This window comes from Chryseobacterium oncorhynchi (genome assembly GCF_002899895.1).
Taxonomy (GTDB): Bacteria; Bacteroidota; Bacteroidia; order Flavobacteriales; family Weeksellaceae; genus Chryseobacterium; species Chryseobacterium oncorhynchi.
The window spans coordinates 181,031-198,446 of sequence record NZ_PPEI02000002.1; the positions used below are offsets into that span (position 1 = coordinate 181,031).

16 protein-coding genes are annotated in these 17,416 nt (G+C 35.6%); 6 read left to right on the forward strand and 10 right to left on the reverse strand.

Going from position 1 to position 17,416, the window contains the following annotated elements; translation table 11 throughout:
- Positions 1–114 precede the first annotated feature (114 nt).
- A complete protein-coding gene (gene gpmI / locus C1638_RS06490; RefSeq protein WP_109619358.1) occupies positions 115–1,656 on the reverse strand; it encodes a 2,3-bisphosphoglycerate-independent phosphoglycerate mutase in 1,542 nt (513 codons plus the stop codon).
- A gap of 223 nt (positions 1,657–1,879) precedes the next feature.
- Entirely contained in the window at positions 1,880–2,821 is a 942-nt protein-coding gene (locus C1638_RS06495; protein WP_109619360.1) for a DUF2268 domain-containing putative Zn-dependent protease, read from the reverse strand.
- Positions 2,822–2,973: 152 nt separating this feature from the next.
- Here C1638_RS06495 and C1638_RS06500 point away from each other — a divergent pair, with 152 nt between their 5' ends.
- Positions 2,974–3,297: a translation initiation factor gene (locus tag C1638_RS06500; protein ID WP_109619361.1), complete on the forward strand. Its 324-nt coding sequence runs from the start codon at positions 2,974–2,976 to the stop codon at positions 3,295–3,297.
- Between the two features lie 2 nt (positions 3,298–3,299).
- Here the strand turns inward: C1638_RS06500 and C1638_RS06505 are convergent, their stop codons facing one another.
- The 3 genes from C1638_RS06505 to C1638_RS06515 all read right to left on the reverse strand — a co-directional run bounded on the left by C1638_RS06505 (position 3,300) and on the right by C1638_RS06515 (position 8,545).
- A complete protein-coding gene (locus tag C1638_RS06505) occupies positions 3,300–4,199 on the reverse strand; it encodes a leucine-rich repeat domain-containing protein (RefSeq protein ID WP_109619363.1) in 900 nt (299 codons plus the stop codon).
- 57 nt (positions 4,200–4,256) lie between these two features.
- Positions 4,257–6,410: an alkaline phosphatase PhoX gene (locus C1638_RS06510; protein WP_109619365.1), complete on the reverse strand. Its 2,154-nt coding sequence runs from the start codon at positions 6,408–6,410 to the stop codon at positions 4,257–4,259.
- 299 nt (positions 6,411–6,709) lie between these two features.
- Positions 6,710–8,545 (reverse strand): cytochrome-c peroxidase, encoded by a 1,836-nt coding sequence (locus C1638_RS06515; protein WP_109619367.1) that lies wholly within the window; start codon positions 8,543–8,545, stop codon positions 6,710–6,712.
- 324 nt (positions 8,546–8,869) lie between these two features.
- On the opposite strand from C1638_RS06515, the gene C1638_RS06520 reads away from it, so the two are divergent.
- The gene (locus tag C1638_RS06520; protein WP_047098389.1) at positions 8,870–9,724 is read left to right on the forward strand and encodes a nucleoside phosphorylase; all 855 of its coding nucleotides are present in this window, start codon (positions 8,870–8,872) and stop codon (positions 9,722–9,724) included.
- Positions 9,725–9,886: 162 nt separating this feature from the next.
- Here the strand turns inward: C1638_RS06520 and C1638_RS06525 are convergent, their stop codons facing one another.
- The gene (locus tag C1638_RS06525) at positions 9,887–10,654 is read right to left on the reverse strand and encodes a Rossmann-fold NAD(P)-binding domain-containing protein (protein WP_109619370.1); all 768 of its coding nucleotides are present in this window, start codon (positions 10,652–10,654) and stop codon (positions 9,887–9,889) included.
- Positions 10,651–11,079: a MarR family winged helix-turn-helix transcriptional regulator gene (locus tag C1638_RS06530; protein ID WP_109619372.1), complete on the reverse strand. Its 429-nt coding sequence runs from the start codon at positions 11,077–11,079 to the stop codon at positions 10,651–10,653. Before C1638_RS06530 ends, C1638_RS06525 begins: the two co-directional genes overlap by 4 nt.
- A gap of 223 nt (positions 11,080–11,302) precedes the next feature.
- Between C1638_RS06530 and C1638_RS06535 the strand changes: the two genes are divergently transcribed.
- A complete protein-coding gene (locus tag C1638_RS06535) occupies positions 11,303–11,551 on the forward strand; it encodes a hypothetical protein (protein ID WP_109619374.1) in 249 nt (82 codons plus the stop codon).
- 14 nt (positions 11,552–11,565) lie between these two features.
- Positions 11,566–12,312, forward strand: coding sequence for a DUF3667 domain-containing protein (locus tag C1638_RS06540; protein ID WP_109619376.1), 747 nt, complete (start codon positions 11,566–11,568; stop codon positions 12,310–12,312).
- Between the two features lie 120 nt (positions 12,313–12,432).
- Here C1638_RS06540 and C1638_RS06545 read toward each other — a convergent pair whose 3' ends face one another.
- The gene (locus tag C1638_RS06545; protein WP_109619377.1) at positions 12,433–13,713 is read right to left on the reverse strand and encodes a phage tail-like protein; all 1,281 of its coding nucleotides are present in this window, start codon (positions 13,711–13,713) and stop codon (positions 12,433–12,435) included.
- Between the two features lie 253 nt (positions 13,714–13,966).
- Positions 13,967–14,524, reverse strand: coding sequence for a DNA-3-methyladenine glycosylase I (locus C1638_RS06550; protein WP_109619379.1), 558 nt, complete (start codon positions 14,522–14,524; stop codon positions 13,967–13,969).
- Between the two features lie 137 nt (positions 14,525–14,661).
- Between C1638_RS06550 and C1638_RS06555 the strand changes: the two genes are divergently transcribed.
- Positions 14,662–14,961 carry a hypothetical protein gene (locus C1638_RS06555; RefSeq protein WP_109619381.1) on the forward strand — a complete coding sequence of 100 codons (300 nt, stop codon included), beginning with the start codon at positions 14,662–14,664 and terminating at the stop codon, positions 14,959–14,961.
- A gap of 120 nt (positions 14,962–15,081) precedes the next feature.
- A complete protein-coding gene (locus C1638_RS06560) occupies positions 15,082–15,891 on the forward strand; it encodes an enoyl-ACP reductase FabI (protein ID WP_076355701.1) in 810 nt (269 codons plus the stop codon).
- An 84-nt stretch (positions 15,892–15,975) separates the two neighbouring features.
- Here C1638_RS06560 and C1638_RS06565 read toward each other — a convergent pair whose 3' ends face one another.
- On the reverse strand, positions 15,976–17,415 hold the full coding sequence (locus C1638_RS06565) for a glycoside hydrolase family 30 protein (RefSeq protein ID WP_109619382.1): 1,440 nt from the start codon (positions 17,413–17,415) through the stop codon (positions 15,976–15,978).
- Position 17,416 lies beyond the last annotated feature (1 nt).

The window sequence follows — 17,416 nt, forward strand, 5'->3', positions numbered from 1 at the left end:
TATTTATTATTTAACGCATAATAAAGTATGCAAGTCATACCTTATCTGACATAAATCATGAAAAAATGCCGATATATGATTATAACGGCATTTTTTTGACATTATTATTGAATTTTAGCTAACTAAAATATCTCCAGTCATGGCATTTGGTATTTCTACTCCCATTACCTTTAGGATTGTAGGCGCTACATCACCCAGTTTTCCTGGCTTTAAGCTCCATGTTTTATCTTTATCCATTACAATAAAAGGAACCAGATTGGTTGAATGCTGTGTATTAGGAGTACCGTCCGGATTTAGCATGACATCAGAGTTTCCGTGGTCAGCCAAAATAAATACTGCATATCCGTTTTCATAGGCGGCAGTTGCTACTTTTTCGATGCATTGATCTACAGTTTCTGCTGCTTTTACCGCTGCTTCAAAAACACCTGTATGGCCTACCATATCTGTATTGGCAAAGTTCAGGCAGACAAAATCAGCTGTCCCTTGCTCCAATTCTGGTACAATGGCGTTTGTGATATCATATGCTGACATTTCCGGTTTTAAATCATAGGTAGGAACATCCTTAGGACTTGGACATAAAAGTCTTTTTTCTCCTTTGAATTCTTCCTCTCTTCCTCCTGAAAAGAAGAAAGTAACGTGTGGATATTTTTCTGTTTCAGCAATTCTGATCTGAGTTCTGTTATTTTTTTCAAGAACTTCACCCATAGTTTCCTCTAAAACATTTTCGTCGAAAACAACCTGAACATTCTGGTAGGTCTTATCATAGTTAGTCAACGTAACATAATAAAGGTTTAACTTCTTCATAGAATATTCCGGAAAATCCTTTTGAGAAAGAACTTCTGTGATCTCTCTACCTCTGTCTGTACGGAAGTTGAAGCTGATCACTACATCATTATCTATGATTTTTGCTACTGGAACAATATTTCCGGTTTCAGTGGTGTTAACCAAAATAATTGGTTTAAGGAACTCGTCTGTTACATTATTTTCGTAAGAATCTTTAATGGCAGCTAACGCGTCTGTTGTTTCAAATCCTACTCCCTCTACAAGGGCATCGTAGGCTAATTTCACACGCTCCCATCTTTTATCTCTGTCCATTGCGAAGTATCTTCCTACCACAGTTGCCAGTTTTCCTGTGGTGGCTTCCATATGGTTTTGAAGTTCTTCAATAAACCCTAATCCTGAATGGGGATCGCAATCTCTTCCGTCTGTAAATGCATGTACAAAGACATTATCATTTAAGCCAAACTCCTTTGCAGCAGTTAATAATCCTTTTAGGTGATTGATATGTGAGTGTACTCCTCCATTGGATACCAATCCGATGAAATGTACTTTTTTATTTTCTTTTTTAGCGTATTCAAAAGCATCCTGAATGACTTTCTCCTGACCAAGGGTTCCGTTTTCAACGGCCATGTTCAGTTTTACCAGATTTTGGTAAACTACTCTTCCGGCTCCAAGGTTCATGTGTCCTACTTCAGAATTCCCCATCTGCCCTAAAGGAAGTCCAACAGCCAAACCACTTGCTTCAAGTGTGGTGTGTGGAAATTTTTTGTAACAGCTGTCTATGAATGGTGTGTTTGCTTTGTCTATGGCAGAAACGTCTGGGTTTGTTCCCAATCCCCATCCGTCAAGAATTGCTAATATTGCTTTTTTTGACATTTTGTAAAACTTTAGTATACAAATTTACCTAATTTCCGATGAATAGAAGAATTCGGAGTCTTTAATTTCACATATTACTCATAATCAATTTTATAGATCTTTACAAAATAAAATACTTGATTGTATGATCTTGTATTTTGAGTGGTTCTGATGATAATCTATAGAATAACTTTAATTTATTTTCTCGCTGATTAAACAGATTGAGCAGATCTTATATAATCACTTATAATTGATCTTTAAAAAAGTCATCAAATTTCATATTATTCTTCGCTGCATACTCTTTGACGTACTGATCTAAAAAGCCACTTTCCTTTAAGAACATTAAAGGGTCCGTGATATTTAGAATATTATGGATCGCTTTATGCTTATCGGTCTGTTTATTAAAATAAGCTTCTGTTATTTTATATCCCATCCAATATCCAAGGTCATTAGGACGGTCATCTTTTTTACTTGTTCCGTAAAGCCAGTCTGTAGAATCAGCCGTTTTTAGTGCGGTCACAAATTCTTTATATAATTTATCTGAATGAGCCTCACCGTACTGATAATAAGGTGTACTGGTATTAATCGTCTCTCCAGAAATCAGCTCACTGATAAAATCTGCGCTGCCCTCCTTTATAGCATATTTTAGTAAAATATCCTTTCCTTTATTATCCTGTTGATAATGAATTAATTCATGGGCAATAAGTGATACAATACCATCCAGATTATTCAATTTCTCTGTTCCGATGATAATTCCGTCTTTAGAAATTGTTCCGCCCGAATTGAATCTTCCATATACAAAATATACCGGTGGAAATTTAGCTTCAGGGTGCCAATACTTTAATGCTGTATAAATAGCTCTGATTCTTTTTTCCTTTTGATTGATGCCAGCCAGAACATTACGACTCTTAAGATAGTCTTCCTTTTTCTTTTTCACCATTGTATATAATGAATCGGCATTGATAATTCTGTTGTTCGTAAAGCCTTTTACTCCGGCAGAACCATTTTGCATATACTCTACAAATGGATTTTGCTTTGAGGTTTCCATTTTATCAAATGCTTTCCAGAAATTATGGGTATCTTTTGTTTCAAAGACAGCATTTAAAGGATCTCCGGAAAACCCGGTTTGGGCATTTGTTATTCCAAAAGTGAGAAGCAAAACAGCAAGAGCATGATTGATTTTCATATGAGTTTTTAAGGTTATAATAAGGCCCAAAAATATAAAAAACTTCAATATCTTTTCCTAAAAAGAACCTACAAACCTCATCTTTGAAAAACCATCCAAATTTCACAAAGATTTCCCTCTATAAATTCATAAAATCTTTTTAATTTTGCCTCATGGATTTACGTGACCAACTGAAGAATCTTTTTCCTGCACATGAAGAGCAGGATTTCGAAATGCCTGAAGATGAATTCAAGCAAAAGGATGCCTTGGTATGCAAGTTTGAGAAAAAAGGCAGAAATGGAAAGCCTGTAACCATTATTGAAGGATGGGAAGGCAGTGAGGATGAGCTTAAAAAGATCTCTAAGAAAATAAAAACCACCTTAGGAATAGGCGGTTCTGAGAAGGATGGAACGATTATCATTCAAGGGGACAACCGTGATAAAATAATGACTATCCTTAAAGATATGGGCTATAAAACCAAACGTGTTGGCGGATAGGTTTAGAAATAAACCTGGGTTTCCGGCAGTAAGGTTTTAAGTTTTTCAATTTTAGATTTTTCTATAGGATTTCCTGTAAGAATCAAGGTTTTAAGCTTTTTAAGCTGACTGATTTCTACAGGAATTTCTTTTAGATTATTGTTGGCTAAATTCATGCTTACCATCTTCTTCAGTCCCTTTATTCGGGATGAAATTTCTGTGATATTATTACCACTTACATTCAAAAATTCAAGTTCCTGAGCTTTAAAAAGATTTTCAGGAAGTTTAACTATTGCATTTTGCTGCAGTTCAAGATACTTTATATTTTTAGGAAAAGAAAGATTTCCCATATCATTAATTTGATTATCAGCAAGGTTTAGGAATTTCAGATTTTTGATCTGATCAAGTCTATCGGCAATGAAGCTGATCTGGTTCCCCTGAAGGTTGATTTCTTCCAAAGCTGGAATTTCCATAAGAGCTTCGGGAAAAACATTCAGGTTATTGGCATCAAAATGAACAACTTTTAGCTTCTGAAGCTTTGCAACATTGGGGTTAATGCTTGTCAAGCTGTTAAGATTCATTGAGAATGTGGTGAGTTTCCCAAGTTTACTTATTTCATCGGGAATGTACTTAATGCTGTTTTCATTCACATTTAAAATCTCAAGCTCTTTTAATGCAAATAGCTCCTGATCCATTTTCTCCAGTTTATTGGCCATGATATTTAAAAAGAAAATAGAGTCCAATTTTACAAGCTGAGGCGGAAGATTGAACAATCCTTTTTCTCTAAAGCTCATGCTGTAAACCGTTTTTTTACTTTTCAGAGCATCATCAATATTGGTGAATGTAGGATATTTAACAGGATCAATCTGAGCATGAACCTGAGAAAGTGACAAGATGGAAATAAGTAGGACTAGCTTTTTCATAAACAGAAAATGTCTGCCGACAACAAAAGTTAGCGGCAGACAGGAATTATTAATAATTTACTTCTTTAAAAGTTTTACCGTTTTTTGGAAACCTCCCTCTGCTTCAATATTTAAAATTAAAACACGAGAACCCTCCAACTGCTGTGTAAAATCAAGGTCTAATCCCTTATTTGTTCCGTTGAATTTCTTCGTGTAAACAATTTTACCATCCATACTGTAAGCGGTTACTGAAATATCTTTCAGACCTTTTGGTGAATTGATTTTCACAATACCTGAAGTAGGATTTGGTGCTACGGTTACTGTATTTTCAGTGTTTTTGGTTTCGATGGTGCCTAAACCTCCTTCGATTCCTAAGTTTTCTTTAAGTGCAATAACAATGGTTGCAGACTTTCCTCTATAATCAATTGCATTTCCTGTTGCATCAACGTCTGTAGAGATTGTAGAATCCGGATGCTGGATTGAGAAGAATCCGAATTTATGATCTGGTGTAAAAGTTAATCCTGTAGGCTCAGATCCTGCCGGCATAGAAGCAAATAATCTTACTTTTGGATTGGCCTGTGTATGATCCGGAGCAATTACCCAGATGTAGTTTTTACCACCATCCTGAAGTACCCAAAGGTTTCCAAGTTCATCGAATGTAAGGTTGTCATTTCCGTCTCCCCAAGCTTCAGACTTTGTTCCCTGAGGGGTATCGAATGAATATACTGTAGATCCGCCGCCTACAAAAGTTTCTACCTGTGAAGCTGTAGTTCCATTATCCTGTAAACGATATACTCTGTCTAATCCTTTTGCTGTAAAATAGATTCTTCCATCTAACGGGCTGATATCTACGTCTTCTACTCCATTAAATTTAGTTCCTCCCAAAGAAAAGGCAAGGTTTGCTGTATTGTTTTGGTCTGCCTGCTCTTTATTAGGAACCTGAACCCATGTTGCTGTGGTACCTATCGGATCACCTGCTGCAGTTAATCCCTGATCTAATTTCAGTACATAAAGGTTTCCTGAAGAAAGGTTATTCGGAGTATCCATTACATATTTGTACACCATATGAGTTCCACCATCTTCACCGTAGTATGCTGTAGTTCCGGCATTGTTAATCACTACGTTTTCATGGTTCATGATTCCCATCTGCCAAAGTTTTCCTTTGGAACCGTTTGCATTTTTAGAGACTACCTGTGCTGTTGCAGGGTCAATTTCTACAAGCCATCCATAATCCTTATAACCGTCTCCGTTTATGTCATTGGATGTAACAGATTCTTCTGCCGTAATTACAGTTCCCCAAGGAGTAACTCCTCCTGAACAGTTTCTGATTGTCTGTACCAAGCTAGGATCTGAAAAACTTACCGCTCTTGATTTTGTTAGCTGCCAAAGTTTTGTAGCTGCATTATAGTTAACCTCAGCCATCGTAACACCACCCGGATTTGTTTCATGGTTTACAGAAAGGAATCCATTTGTACTGCTTCCTGATCTGGCCACATAAGCTGTAAAGTCATTTTGTCCTCCTACTAATCCACCACCTTCAGTATAGCTATCCCCTTCTTTTAAAATTAGCTGATACTTATGCCCTGAAGGAATGATAAGTTTATTGGTTTGTGCGGTTGGAACAATAGATGTAAAACAGCTGATATGTGTTCCGTTACATACTACAGGAGTTGTTGTATTGGTTGTTGTTTTTAGATAAGCATCAATTCTAAGGTCAGAACTTGTAACACTTCTGTTATGCAATTCAACAGAAATTCTGTTGACACCGTTTACAAACTTTGATTTTGGAATAGAGAAAATGTTATATACACTCTCAGCAGCACCATCAATGATTGTACTGGAGAAAGTATTGAACGTAATAGTTCCGGCAGGCATATTATCTCTTACCACTTCTTCTCCGTTAAGGTAAACTACAATACCGTCATCCCTCATTACCCCAAGCTCTACATTGTCTGAAAGCGTTGCCAGATCTACCGTAATATCTTTAGCAAAATAAGCTGTAGTAAGGCCTGAAGCAATGGTAGTAGTTACAGGATCTCCATATCCCAAAGGTCCGTTTCCAACCGCCCAGGTTGAAATATCATACGTTTTAGACTTCCAGTCGTTGGGCTGTGCCTGGTTGTTGTCTTTATAGCTCCAAGATGCATTCTTATTAAAGATAAAAGTCTGCGCCTGAATGGTAGTACCAGCAAGTAAAGCCAACATCCCAATTGTTAGTAGTTTTTTCTTCATTTTAATTTTGATTTATTAGACGTTGCAAAACTATTTTTAAAAGGCTTTCTTTCTGTTAATAGGACTTTAAATATAATTGGGAGAATATTAATTAATTCGAAACCTAATGTTAAGGAGATTAATTTTTTGTTAATTCTAAATCGAGTGATTATTGTCAATGAAAAAGAGGTTTGAATATTTATGGATTATAAGAATACTTTCTTTTGATACCATAAAATTTCAAACCTCCAGCTTATATAAAAAGTCTACAAATTCTATTGAAGTCTTTGGAATACCAACATTGCATTCCAGATTGTTCCCTATTTTGCTTTTGCTCTGCTCACATCTGTAAGGGCATTCAAAAAGGCAATGATCTGATTAATTTCTGTTTGGGTAAGATTCAATTTATCCGGAGCAAGCGTCTGGTTTTTCATCTTTAATCCCAATCCTTCTCCTCCACCTTCATTATAGAAGTCAAGAACCTCCTCCAGGGTATTGAAAGCTCCGTTATGAAAGTAAGGTTTTGTAAGGGCAATATTTCTAACCGTAACCGTTTTGAATGAATAATCGTAGATCCAAGACTTTTCCTTTTTCACAGGGCTATTCCCTCTCCCAAGATCCTGATCAAGCTCAACAGGAAGCTGCTTGATTGGTTTTGTAGTCACCCCCAGAACTTCAGATTCATTTTCATTAAAGAACGGCGGAACCAATCCTGAGAAATGAGGTGCAAAGTGACAGGTTGCACAACTTGCTTTTCCCATAAACAAATTGAATCCTTTTTTCACATCATCTGAAACATCCTTTTCATTCCTCATAAAACGGTCGAAATCACTATCAAAAGAATACAAAGAAGCCACATAAGAACTTAGGGCTTTTGAAAAATTCTCTTTATTGATCTTTCCATCCTTAAAGGCAGCACGAAATGCTTTCTTATATTCAGGTTTAGTTTTTAGCTTTTGAATGATACTTTCATAACTTGTATTGAATTCGTCTTCATTATAAATTACATGTTCTGCCTGTTGTTCAAGGTAAAAAGCACGAAGATCATAGAAGAATCTCTTGGCAAAAACAGCATTATATAACGATGGTGAATTTCTCAGCACTGTTTTCCCCTCTACATTGCTCTGTGACCTGGCTTTAAGATCTGTAAAAGCATTTTCCGGAAGATGGCAGGTAGCACAACTCATTTTTCCGTTACCACTTAAATTCCCGTCATAGAAAATTGACTTCCCAAGATTACGAAGATCCGGATTATCTTCTGATGATTTCAATAAGGTATAAAAATAGGGATCTAAAAAATCACTGCTGAAAAGGTTTTTATTATTGACATTCCAACCAGAGAATTCTTTAAGGTCATCAGGTCTTCCATCCCATTTTCCCAATTCTTCGTACAAAGGTTGAATATATTTTTTATAAAATTCAATTCGGTCAAAGGTTTCAAAATCCTTATTTCTTGAAAGATAGTTTAGTGCTTCCGTTAGCATCTGATTGGCCTTTTCAGTATTATAATTTTTAAAATAGGGATCGTCATTGATATATTTTTGAATTCCCAAAAGCGCATGGCTTGCTTCTTCTGAAATATTCAGGGAACCCGGTGTATCAAAACCTGTTACACCTAAACTATAAATTCTGATAAGTTCTATACGCAAGGGTAATGTTTTATTATTCCCTTTGCTCAATCCATTTTTTATGGTACTCAGATAAAAGCTGGAATAGCTGTTGTATAAAAAGTCTGTAATTGTTTTAATTTTTTCCTTTTCATCTCCGGCTTCCTCCGAAAATATCAATTCATCCAAAACCTGTAATCCTTCCGGGGGAAGTGTGTATGCAGATGTGCCTGCAGCTTCAATATGGAATAAGGGTGCAGCATTCACATGTGTCTTTGTAAACTCAGGATAATGGTAGGCAATATAGAATTCTATTTCCTTAAATGAGTTTCTTGTACTGCTGAGGGATTTTTGTAGTTCTTCAAGAGAAATACGGTCTTCTGAGAATTGATGAACATCGGATTTCAATTGTTCAAGTTTACCCTTAAAATCGGATAAACCTTTATTTACAAATGTATTCTCACTTTTTTCTCCTTTATAAATCGGGTTAAAGGACATTACTGCAAATCCTATAAAAAAGATAACTACAAGCAGTGGATAAGATCTCATTAATTTTTAGCGGCAAAGCTATTCATTACATGTTATCTCAGTTTTAATAGCAGATTAAATAATGTTTATATTTCTGGTACAATATTTTTTACTAATTTTAAACCCCGAAATCAAATTCATTATTCTTAAAGAGGTCGGTTTATTCTAAAGTACCGTCAAAATAATGGGAAGAGGTTATTGGGAGAGGATATTTTAATTAAATTCAAAACATCAAAACGAATATAAATATAGGAGTATGAAAACAAAACTATTGTTTGCTATTACATATAGCTGCTCCTAATAAAGAAGCAATTTTCATTAATTAAAAACAAAAAAATATAAATTATGCTAAACAAACTTGCTGCTTCAGAACTTGTTCTGAATGAAGACGGAAGTGTATACCACTTGAATCTTTTACCTGAAGATATTGCTGATAAAATCATCCTTGTGGGTGATCCGGACAGAGTGGCAAAGGTTTCAAAATATTTTGATACTGTAGAGATCAAAAAAAACAAAAGAGAATTCTATACGCACACAGGAACACTTCGTGGCGAAAGAATTACGGTAATGTCTACAGGTATCGGAACTGAAAACATCGATATCGTAATGAACGAGCTTGATGCCCTTGTAAACATCGATCTTCAAAACAAAGAGTTTAAAACTGAGCACAAAGCCCTTGAATTATTCCGTATGGGAACATGTGGCAGTGTGAATCCTGATGTACAGGTTGACAATATGCTTGTTACCCAAAACGTAGTAGGTTTAGACGGATTGATGCACTTCTACCAGGATTACAACTTCGAGAATGAGTTTTCTAAGAACTTTTTAGAGAAATTCCCTTACGAAAAAATCAAGCCAATGCTTTATTTTTCAGACTGGGCAGAAGAAATGGGTGAATATTACAAGGATGCCAAATACCACGGAAATACGGCTACTTTCCCAGGGTTCTATGCTCCACAGGGAAGACAGCTTCGTCTAAAGGCTGTGGATGATAAATTCCTTGAAACGTTAAATGATCTTGGAATTACCAACTTTGAAATGGAAACTTCTGCTATTTATGCCCTTTCAAAATTATTAGGTCACAAAGCGATTACCGTAAACAACGTAATTGCCAACAGAAGACGTGGAGAATTCTCTGCAGATCACCACGCATCTGAAAAGAACCTGATCACTTGGGTACTTGACAGAATTATTAAATAGATATTGGATTAATTTCCCTATTAAAATACAAGCCTTCGAATTAATTTTCGGAGGCTTTTTTTGTAGGTTTGGGCTAAAGCCAATGGATTTTTGATTTTATTAAATGAACGGGTTAAAGCCCATTTCTATTGAATATTTTTCTCTCGTGGATTATTCAGGTTTTTATTTATGAAATTCACGAGGATCAGAATATTGAAAAACATAATCCAGTTCTGAAATTAATTTAGAAGACAGGATTATTTTTCCTTTCAATTCTGGGGTTTTCTCCGCTGTATCCTGAATATTTTTCTGTGCATGAATCACTTCTGATTTTGTAGGGTGAATAGGAGCTGCTACGTTATACAATCTGGCTTCTGCACCTATTTCCATCATTTTTAGGAGGATTCCGATAATATCAGCATAATGAATGTGATTCACGGCAAAATCCGGATTGCTCACCTTATAATTTTTCAAAAGCCTGTTATCTCCCATCAATCCACTTAATCTTAAAATATTGGTCTGTGGATACTTATTTCTAACCATCCTTTCTCCAGAAACCTTTTCCCAAGGCAGATCTTCTTCTGTAAACGCCTGTGACAGGTCTGGATAAACGCCAGTGGAACTCATTAAAAAGACTTGACCTTTGTAATCTCCAATAAAAGAAGACAAATTCTGAATTCTATTATATAAAGAGCTTACACAACAGCTTTTTTCTGAAATAGGAATCGTAATGATTATGGCATCCATCTTTTTTATCTCATCCCATTGTGGAATTGGATCTTTCAATTGATAATCTGCAAAACTTGCCACTACGGCATTAAATCCTTGTGCATTTAATTCATCAGCCTTATCCTGTGTGGTTACAGTAGAATAAATTGTATACTTATCAGACATGGAAGCAGCAATTCTCGCTCCCAGCCATCCGTACCCTATGATTCCTATTTTCTTCATATTTTAGAGGTAGATTGTGTTGATAATATTTCGTCCAGGGCAGACTTTAATTGTTTCTTCTTTTCTTCTTCAAGGTGAAAGCACTTTTGAACCGCCTCCGGAATATGCTGGGCTTTATCTTTAAGAAGTTTTCCATTATCTGTAAGGTTAATAAGCACTACCCTTTCATCATCCCTACTTCGTGTTCTACGTAGAAGTCCATTCTTTTCCATACGCTTCAGCAAAGGAGTAAGTGTTCCGTTGTCCAGATGAAGATGCTCACCTATCTTTCCTATATTCATTTCTCCGTTTTCCCATAATACCAGCATAACCAGATATTGAGGGTACGTTAATAATATTTCATCCAGATAGGGTTTATACAAGCCGGTCATATACCTTGAAACAGCATAGGTTTTAAAACATAAATGCTCCGAAAGCGTAATCATAAGTTCTTTTTTAATTCAACAAAAATACTTAATTTATTTTGTGCACAATATTTTTGTTTAAAATATTAAATTCAAACTATGAAATTGATCAAAACAGGAATTGTATTATAGAAAACTTGACTACACTTTAGGGTATATTTCATAATATTCTTACGTTTTTATACTGGAGTATGTTTTATGGTTTACCTTTTTTATTAATTTAGCAAAAAACTAACTATTAAACATGAAAAGCACAAAGCTCTCTGACTTATCCATTGATGAGTTGACTCAAGAAGAAAAAAAACGTTCTGCAATTCACATTTCTTTTTCTATTCTTATAGGAATAATGGTGGGTGCAGCCATTTATGTAACTACCAAGAAAGGTTTCAGTGCTATAAGTACCCTTCCACTAGCTTTTATCCCAATATATCTGATGATAAGAAATAGCTGGCAAAGCGTGCGTAAAGAAATTCTGGCAAGAAATTCCAACTAAGAAATCTTTACAATATGTACGATAAATGTTTAAACTGCAGCCAGCCGGTCTCTACAAAATTTTGTAGCAGTTGTGGCCAAAAATCCAGTACGCATAGGTATTCTTTAAAGCATTTTATAGAGCATGATTTCATACATGGCGTATGGCATGTGGATAAAGGTATTTTGTTTACTGTAAAAGAATTATTCACAAGGCCCGGAAACAGTGTAAGAGAGTATATTCTGGGGAAAAGGGCTAATTATTTTAACTTCATTACCCTCTTGCTCTTAACAGCTACTGTATCAGCGGTACTTTCGCATTATTCTACCATAGAATACAGTTCTTTGGTTTCTGAAGAGGGGAAAGCCTCTGTGGATTCTTTTGAAAATCTGGTAACATCCTATCTTAAGTTTTTTCTTTTACTTTCTATACCTTTCAATTCTTTTTTCAGTTATATATGGTTTAGAAAGGCTGAATTTAACTATTCCGAACACCTTGTACTCAACTCCTATAAATCGGCGGCTGAAATGATTGCATCCATAGTACTTACTGTCATTGCATTATTTTTTAATAGCACCCCTACTGTTGTCAGTATTTATTTTACAGTATTCTGCATATTTAGTCTTGGATATGGAATATGGTTTTATTCTCAGTTTTTCTCTCAATCTGGATATTCCAAAGGATCTTTAATTTTCAGAAGTTTCATGATCCCTGTTTCATTTATGCTCTTCCAGTGTATTGTGGGTCTTATTTGGGGATTTGTTGTATTAATGCTAAAATAATACTAAGCTTAAAAAAAAAAGACCGTTTTTTTATTTACTACCTTAAATTTCATATAAAAAAGGCTTCCGTTTTGGAAGCCTTAACACCATATCAACTATAATAAAACTTATTATTATCACTTAAAATTCATTAATCATTACATAAAAATGACCAGAGTATAAACTGCTTGCACTTCCTGAAATATTGGTAAGATTAACAGTAATACCGGAAGTTGAAGTCATTCTTGGATTAGATATTGAAAAGGTTGAGTTCCCTGCAAAATCGCCAGCTGGAGAGACAACAACAACCGCTCTTGTAGAACCCGGTTGAGATCCTGCAGGAATAGCAATTTCCAATGTTGTAGATTTTCCGGGAGGCAAGTTATTAATCGATACACCCGGCCATACTTCAAAAGTAATCTGGCTTTTCTGTAGACTCCCTTTCTCCCCAAGTTTATACTGCCCGTTTACATCCAGTTTTGCAGAAGTATTCGGAGTTCCTGTTCCAATCCCTACGTTTGCAGTAGTATTCCCTAAAACAATGGCATTAGCCTGCGAGGTAGTTGCTCCATATCCGATTGCAGTAGAATATTGTCCCAAGGCATTAGCTCCAGAGCCTACGGCAGTAGAGTTTTCGTTATTGGTAACAGCATTATAACCTAAAGCCGTTTCACTATTTGTATTTGTCTTTGCATTATACCCCAGTGCTATAGATTGAAATCCTCCTGCTGAAGCATTATTTCCAATCGCAGTCGATTCATTTTTACTAGTCTGGGCATTGTATCCAATTGCTATGGACTTAAAAGCACCTGCTGTTGATTTATTTCCTATTGCGAGGGCCTCATTAGCAGAAACTACCGCAGCACTACCGATAGAAATTCCCTGAAATGCAGAACTTGAACTTCCAATGGCAATTCCGTTCTGACCGGCATTAGCGCCTAACCCAAAGCTTACTGAGTTATCTACCCCCAATCTACCTGCTGTTGTAGAATTTACCTTAAAAATAAGGTCATCCATGGTATTTGTTCCCAGAGAAAGACTTGTATTTGTTCCGTTATAATTACCACTGTTGGTACCCATTGTATTCCAACCCGTTCCATTATCATTGGTATTAATATTTTTACCAGTATTGTCAGAAAGTTTATTCCATTTAGATTCAAACCAATAGTAAAAACCTGCATCCTGTAAGCTTCCGCTCCCATTATTCCAAATAATAAGCCCATCTGCAGGAGATGGCACTGTAACATTATCTGTCGTTGAGTTTAAAGCAATGCTTGGAAGAAGTACCCCTTTATCTTTTGAGCTTACATGAAGCATTGCTGAACGATCAGGACTAGGTAAACCAATCCCAATCTGAGCATGAACAAAAATAGTAAACAGTAAAAAGAGAAGATTGAATATTAATTTATATTTCCTTGGCATCACCTATGTTTTTCGGAGTGCAAAGATACGAATTTTCAATAAATCAGCAATTATTTTATCAAATTCATAATTAAAAACACACTACTGTGATTAAAACACTAATTACTCACCATACATTGAAAATTATTTAACTTCAATAAGTTACATAATCCTTTATTCATTAGCTTTTAAAGAAATATTCCATTTAACCGCAGAAATACACAATTATATAATTAATAAAAAACATCACCATAAATTGAATAAAAAGCATCAATTATTCTCTTGTAAAACAAGTTTCAATATGATCATTGATCATACCAGTGGCTTGCATATGTGCGTAAACAACCGTGGAACCAACAAACTTAAATCCTCTTTTCTTCAAATCCTTGGAAATAGCATCGGAAACTTCTGTAGTTGCCGGTACTTCTGATAATGCCTTAGGTCTGTTATCAATAGGTTTTCCCCCTATAAAACCCCAGATATATTGAGAAAAGCTACCGAATTCCGCCTGCACCTCCATAAATTTCTGTGCATTGGTGATTGCAGCCAGTATTTTAAGTTTGTTTCTTATAATACCTGCATTGTTCATCAACTCTTCTATCTTTATATCAGAATAAACAGCCATTTTTCTATAATCAAAATGATCGAAAGCTTTTCTAAAGTTTTCTCTTTTGGAAAGAATGGTATACCAGCTCAATCCGGCCTGAAAGCTTTCAAGGATAAGGAATTCGAATATCGTTTCGTCATCATATACAGGCTTCCCCCACTCTTCATCATGGTATTTTCTATACAGATCATCTTTTTCGCACCATCCACAACGTATTTTTTCCATAGTCATCATATTTGTAATATAAAGATAGTCTTGATTTAGAAAAATATAACAAAAGATTATGAAAAGTTTAACAAAGCTATCAGATTTTAGGAATGGTTATTGTTAATTTAATGATACCAAACAAAATTTATAGTATTATGAACAATTCAGATTATAACAAAGCGGAAAATGCAGTAAATAATGTAGAAAATTCTTTACAGAATGCAGCAGACAAAACCAAATGGAAAATCAATGAATTGGCAGATAAAGCCAAGGATTACCTTAATGAAAAGCGAAATAATGATGAAGAGGCAAGTCAGGAGGATTGGCTAGAGAGGGTAAAAGCTAATGTATCGGATGCCTGGGAAGGTGTTAAGGATAAAGCAGATGAGGCTTGGGAAAAAACCAAGGATGCAGCAGAGGATGTAAAGGCAGAATGGAACAAGAAAACCAATTAAAATTTCAGTCATATAAATATTTTCAAGAAAATGGAGTCTTATAATTGATAAGGCTCCATTTTTATTATGTCATAACCACAATTATTGCTACATTTGTATTTCAATAAACATTAAAAAATTATGTCATACGGTTTACTTAAAGGCAAGAAGGGAATTATTTTTGGAGCCCTTAACGAACATTCTATCGCATGGAAAGTTGCTGAAAGATGTCATGAGGAAGGTGCAGAGTTTATCTTATCTAATGCTCCTATCGCTATGAGAATGGGAGAATTAAATGCTTTAGCTGAAAAGACAGGGTCTGAGGTAATAGCTGCTGATGCAACTTCTATGGAAGATCTTGAGAAACTTTTTGATGCTGCTGTTGCAAAATTTGGTAAAATAGACTTTATTTTACACTCTATAGGAATGTCCGTCAATGTAAGAAAAGGGAAACACTATACAGATATGAACTACGACTGGCTAGAAAAAGGCTGGGATATTTCTTCTGTATCTTTCCACAAAGTAATGCGTCTGGCTTGGGAAAAAGACTGTATGAATGAATGGGGAAGCATCCTTGCTCTTACTTACATTGCAGCTCAGAGAACTTTCCCTGACTACAATGATATGTCTGACAACAAAGCATATCTTGAAAGCATTGCAAGAACTTTTGGATACTATTGGGGAGAAAGAAAAGTACGTGTAAACACTATTTCCCAGTCTCCTACTCCTACTACAGCAGGAAGCGGTGTAAAAGGTTTCGGAGGATTCCTTGGTTATGCTGAAGAGATGTCTCCACTAGGAAATGCTACAGCTTTAGACTGTGCTAACTACTGTGTAAGCATGTTCTCTGATCTTACCAAAATGGTAACTATGCAGAATCTATTCCACGATGGTGGTTTCAGTAATTCTGGAGTTACTCAGAAAGTAATCAACAGATATGATGTGGAATAATTAATTTCAGATCATTCGTTATAAAATTGAATCGGCGGCCTCAAAGAGGTCGCCGATTCTGTTTAAAATAATATTAATATGATGTTATAAAATTACGGTTTGTATAGAATGAGCAGGTGCATTCAACTTTGCAGCCATTCCTTCAATCCAAAGATTCGTTTCAATATCATTATCTGAATCGTTCATGATAACAGTAACCAATTGTCCGTTTTCATTCATGAAAGCAGAAGATGTAAGGGCAGCTCTGTTGGAAGAGCTTCCTATCCTTTGTGCATTAGGTTTGATATATTTTGAAACATGTCCAATGTAGTAATATTCATAAGTATAAAATACCTCTCCTGTTTTGGTATCCGCAATAATTGGAGCAAAACAGAAGTTTCCTTTATGATTTGGACCTCCGGTTTCATCTAACAGGATGTTCCAGTCTGTCCATAAGGCATTCCCTTTATTGAAATCGTTCAGCATATTCTTGCTATACAGTTCTCCTAGGCTTACATCATAGATTTTATCCATTTTGAATTGCTCTTTACACCCTTCAGTGAATGCCAGAAATTTATCCGGAAAGGCTCTGTGCGTTTCTGCAAGGTTATCAAAAAGCTGGGTTTTGTTGTTCCATGTTTCATACCAGTGATAACCGATTCCGTGAGCATATTTTGAAGTTTCAGGATCGCTTAGCGTTGTTGTTGCTCTTTGGTAAATTAGATCTCTGTTGTGATCCCAGATCATCACTTTTTTATCTTTGTAACCATTTTTCCAAAGGGTTGGTCCTAGGTTATTCTTCAGAAACTCTCCCTCTTCTTCAGCCGTGTAGATACAAGATTCCCAGGATTGTGTTGCCATAGGCTCATTCTGAACAGTTAATCCCCAAACATTAATTCCTCTTTTTTCATATTCTTTGATGAATTTAATGTAATAATCTGCCCAAGTCTGATAATATTCATTTTCCAGTCTTCCGCCTTTGTATAAACTTTTATTAGATTTCATCCAGGCTGGTGGGCTCCACGGTGAGAAATAGAAAGTGAAATTATTCCCGATTGCTTTTTGAGCTTCTTTAATCATAGGAATTTTATACTTTTCATCGTGGGCAAGGTTGAATGTTTTCAGGGCAGTGTCGTTATCCTCCACATAGGTATAAGAATCGCTGGAGAAGTCACAGGAATTCATATTGGTACGAACAACAGTGTATCCTAATCCATTTTTTCCAAAATAGGCATCCAGAATTTCTTTTTGCTTATTCTTCGGCATTTTGTAGAATGTTTCTGCTGATGCATCTGTAATAGCCCCACCAATTCCTATCAGCTTTTGATATTTAAAATCAGGAGCTACAAAAATACAGGCTTCTGTTTCTTTTGGCTGTCCAAATTTCTCAAACTTTACAGGACCTTTATCTGCCATTCTTTCATCAACCTTAGAATTGGTAAGAATTACCTTAGCTGTTTTTCCTTCATGTTTTTTCCAATAATTCTGGGCATTGGCATTCACGGCAATACCTACTACAAAACAACTTACGATTAGTTTTCTCATG

Excerpts from the sequence above, each read along its gene's own strand:
- C1638_RS06535 (WP_109619374.1), top strand. The coding sequence starts at position 11,303 with ATGAAAAGCACAAAGCTCTCTGACTTATCCATTGATGAGTTGACTCAA.
- C1638_RS06525 (WP_109619370.1), bottom strand. The coding sequence starts at position 10,654 with ATGAAGAAAATAGGAATCATAGGGTACGGATGGCTGGGAGCGAGAATT.
- C1638_RS06495 (WP_109619360.1), bottom strand. The coding sequence starts at position 2,821 with ATGAAAATCAATCATGCTCTTGCTGTTTTGCTTCTCACTTTTGGAATA.
- C1638_RS06510 (WP_109619365.1), bottom strand. The coding sequence starts at position 6,410 with ATGAAGAAAAAACTACTAACAATTGGGATGTTGGCTTTACTTGCTGGT.
- C1638_RS06565 (WP_109619382.1), bottom strand. The coding sequence starts at position 17,415 with ATGAGAAAACTAATCGTAAGTTGTTTTGTAGTAGGTATTGCCGTGAAT.
- C1638_RS06515 (WP_109619367.1), bottom strand. The coding sequence starts at position 8,545 with ATGAGATCTTATCCACTGCTTGTAGTTATCTTTTTTATAGGATTTGCA.
- C1638_RS06550 (WP_109619379.1), bottom strand. The coding sequence starts at position 14,524 with ATGGAAAAAATACGTTGTGGATGGTGCGAAAAAGATGATCTGTATAGA.
- C1638_RS06530 (WP_109619372.1), bottom strand. The coding sequence starts at position 11,079 with ATGATTACGCTTTCGGAGCATTTATGTTTTAAAACCTATGCTGTTTCA.
- C1638_RS06555 (WP_109619381.1), top strand. The coding sequence starts at position 14,662 with ATGAACAATTCAGATTATAACAAAGCGGAAAATGCAGTAAATAATGTA.
- C1638_RS06520 (WP_047098389.1), top strand. The coding sequence starts at position 8,870 with ATGCTAAACAAACTTGCTGCTTCAGAACTTGTTCTGAATGAAGACGGA.
- C1638_RS06505 (WP_109619363.1), bottom strand. The coding sequence starts at position 4,199 with ATGAAAAAGCTAGTCCTACTTATTTCCATCTTGTCACTTTCTCAGGTT.
- C1638_RS06540 (WP_109619376.1), top strand. The coding sequence starts at position 11,566 with ATGTACGATAAATGTTTAAACTGCAGCCAGCCGGTCTCTACAAAATTT.
- C1638_RS06560 (WP_076355701.1), top strand. The coding sequence starts at position 15,082 with ATGTCATACGGTTTACTTAAAGGCAAGAAGGGAATTATTTTTGGAGCC.
- C1638_RS06500 (WP_109619361.1), top strand. The coding sequence starts at position 2,974 with ATGGATTTACGTGACCAACTGAAGAATCTTTTTCCTGCACATGAAGAG.
- C1638_RS06545 (WP_109619377.1), bottom strand. The coding sequence starts at position 13,713 with ATGCCAAGGAAATATAAATTAATATTCAATCTTCTCTTTTTACTGTTT.
- gpmI (WP_109619358.1), bottom strand. The coding sequence starts at position 1,656 with ATGTCAAAAAAAGCAATATTAGCAATTCTTGACGGATGGGGATTGGGA.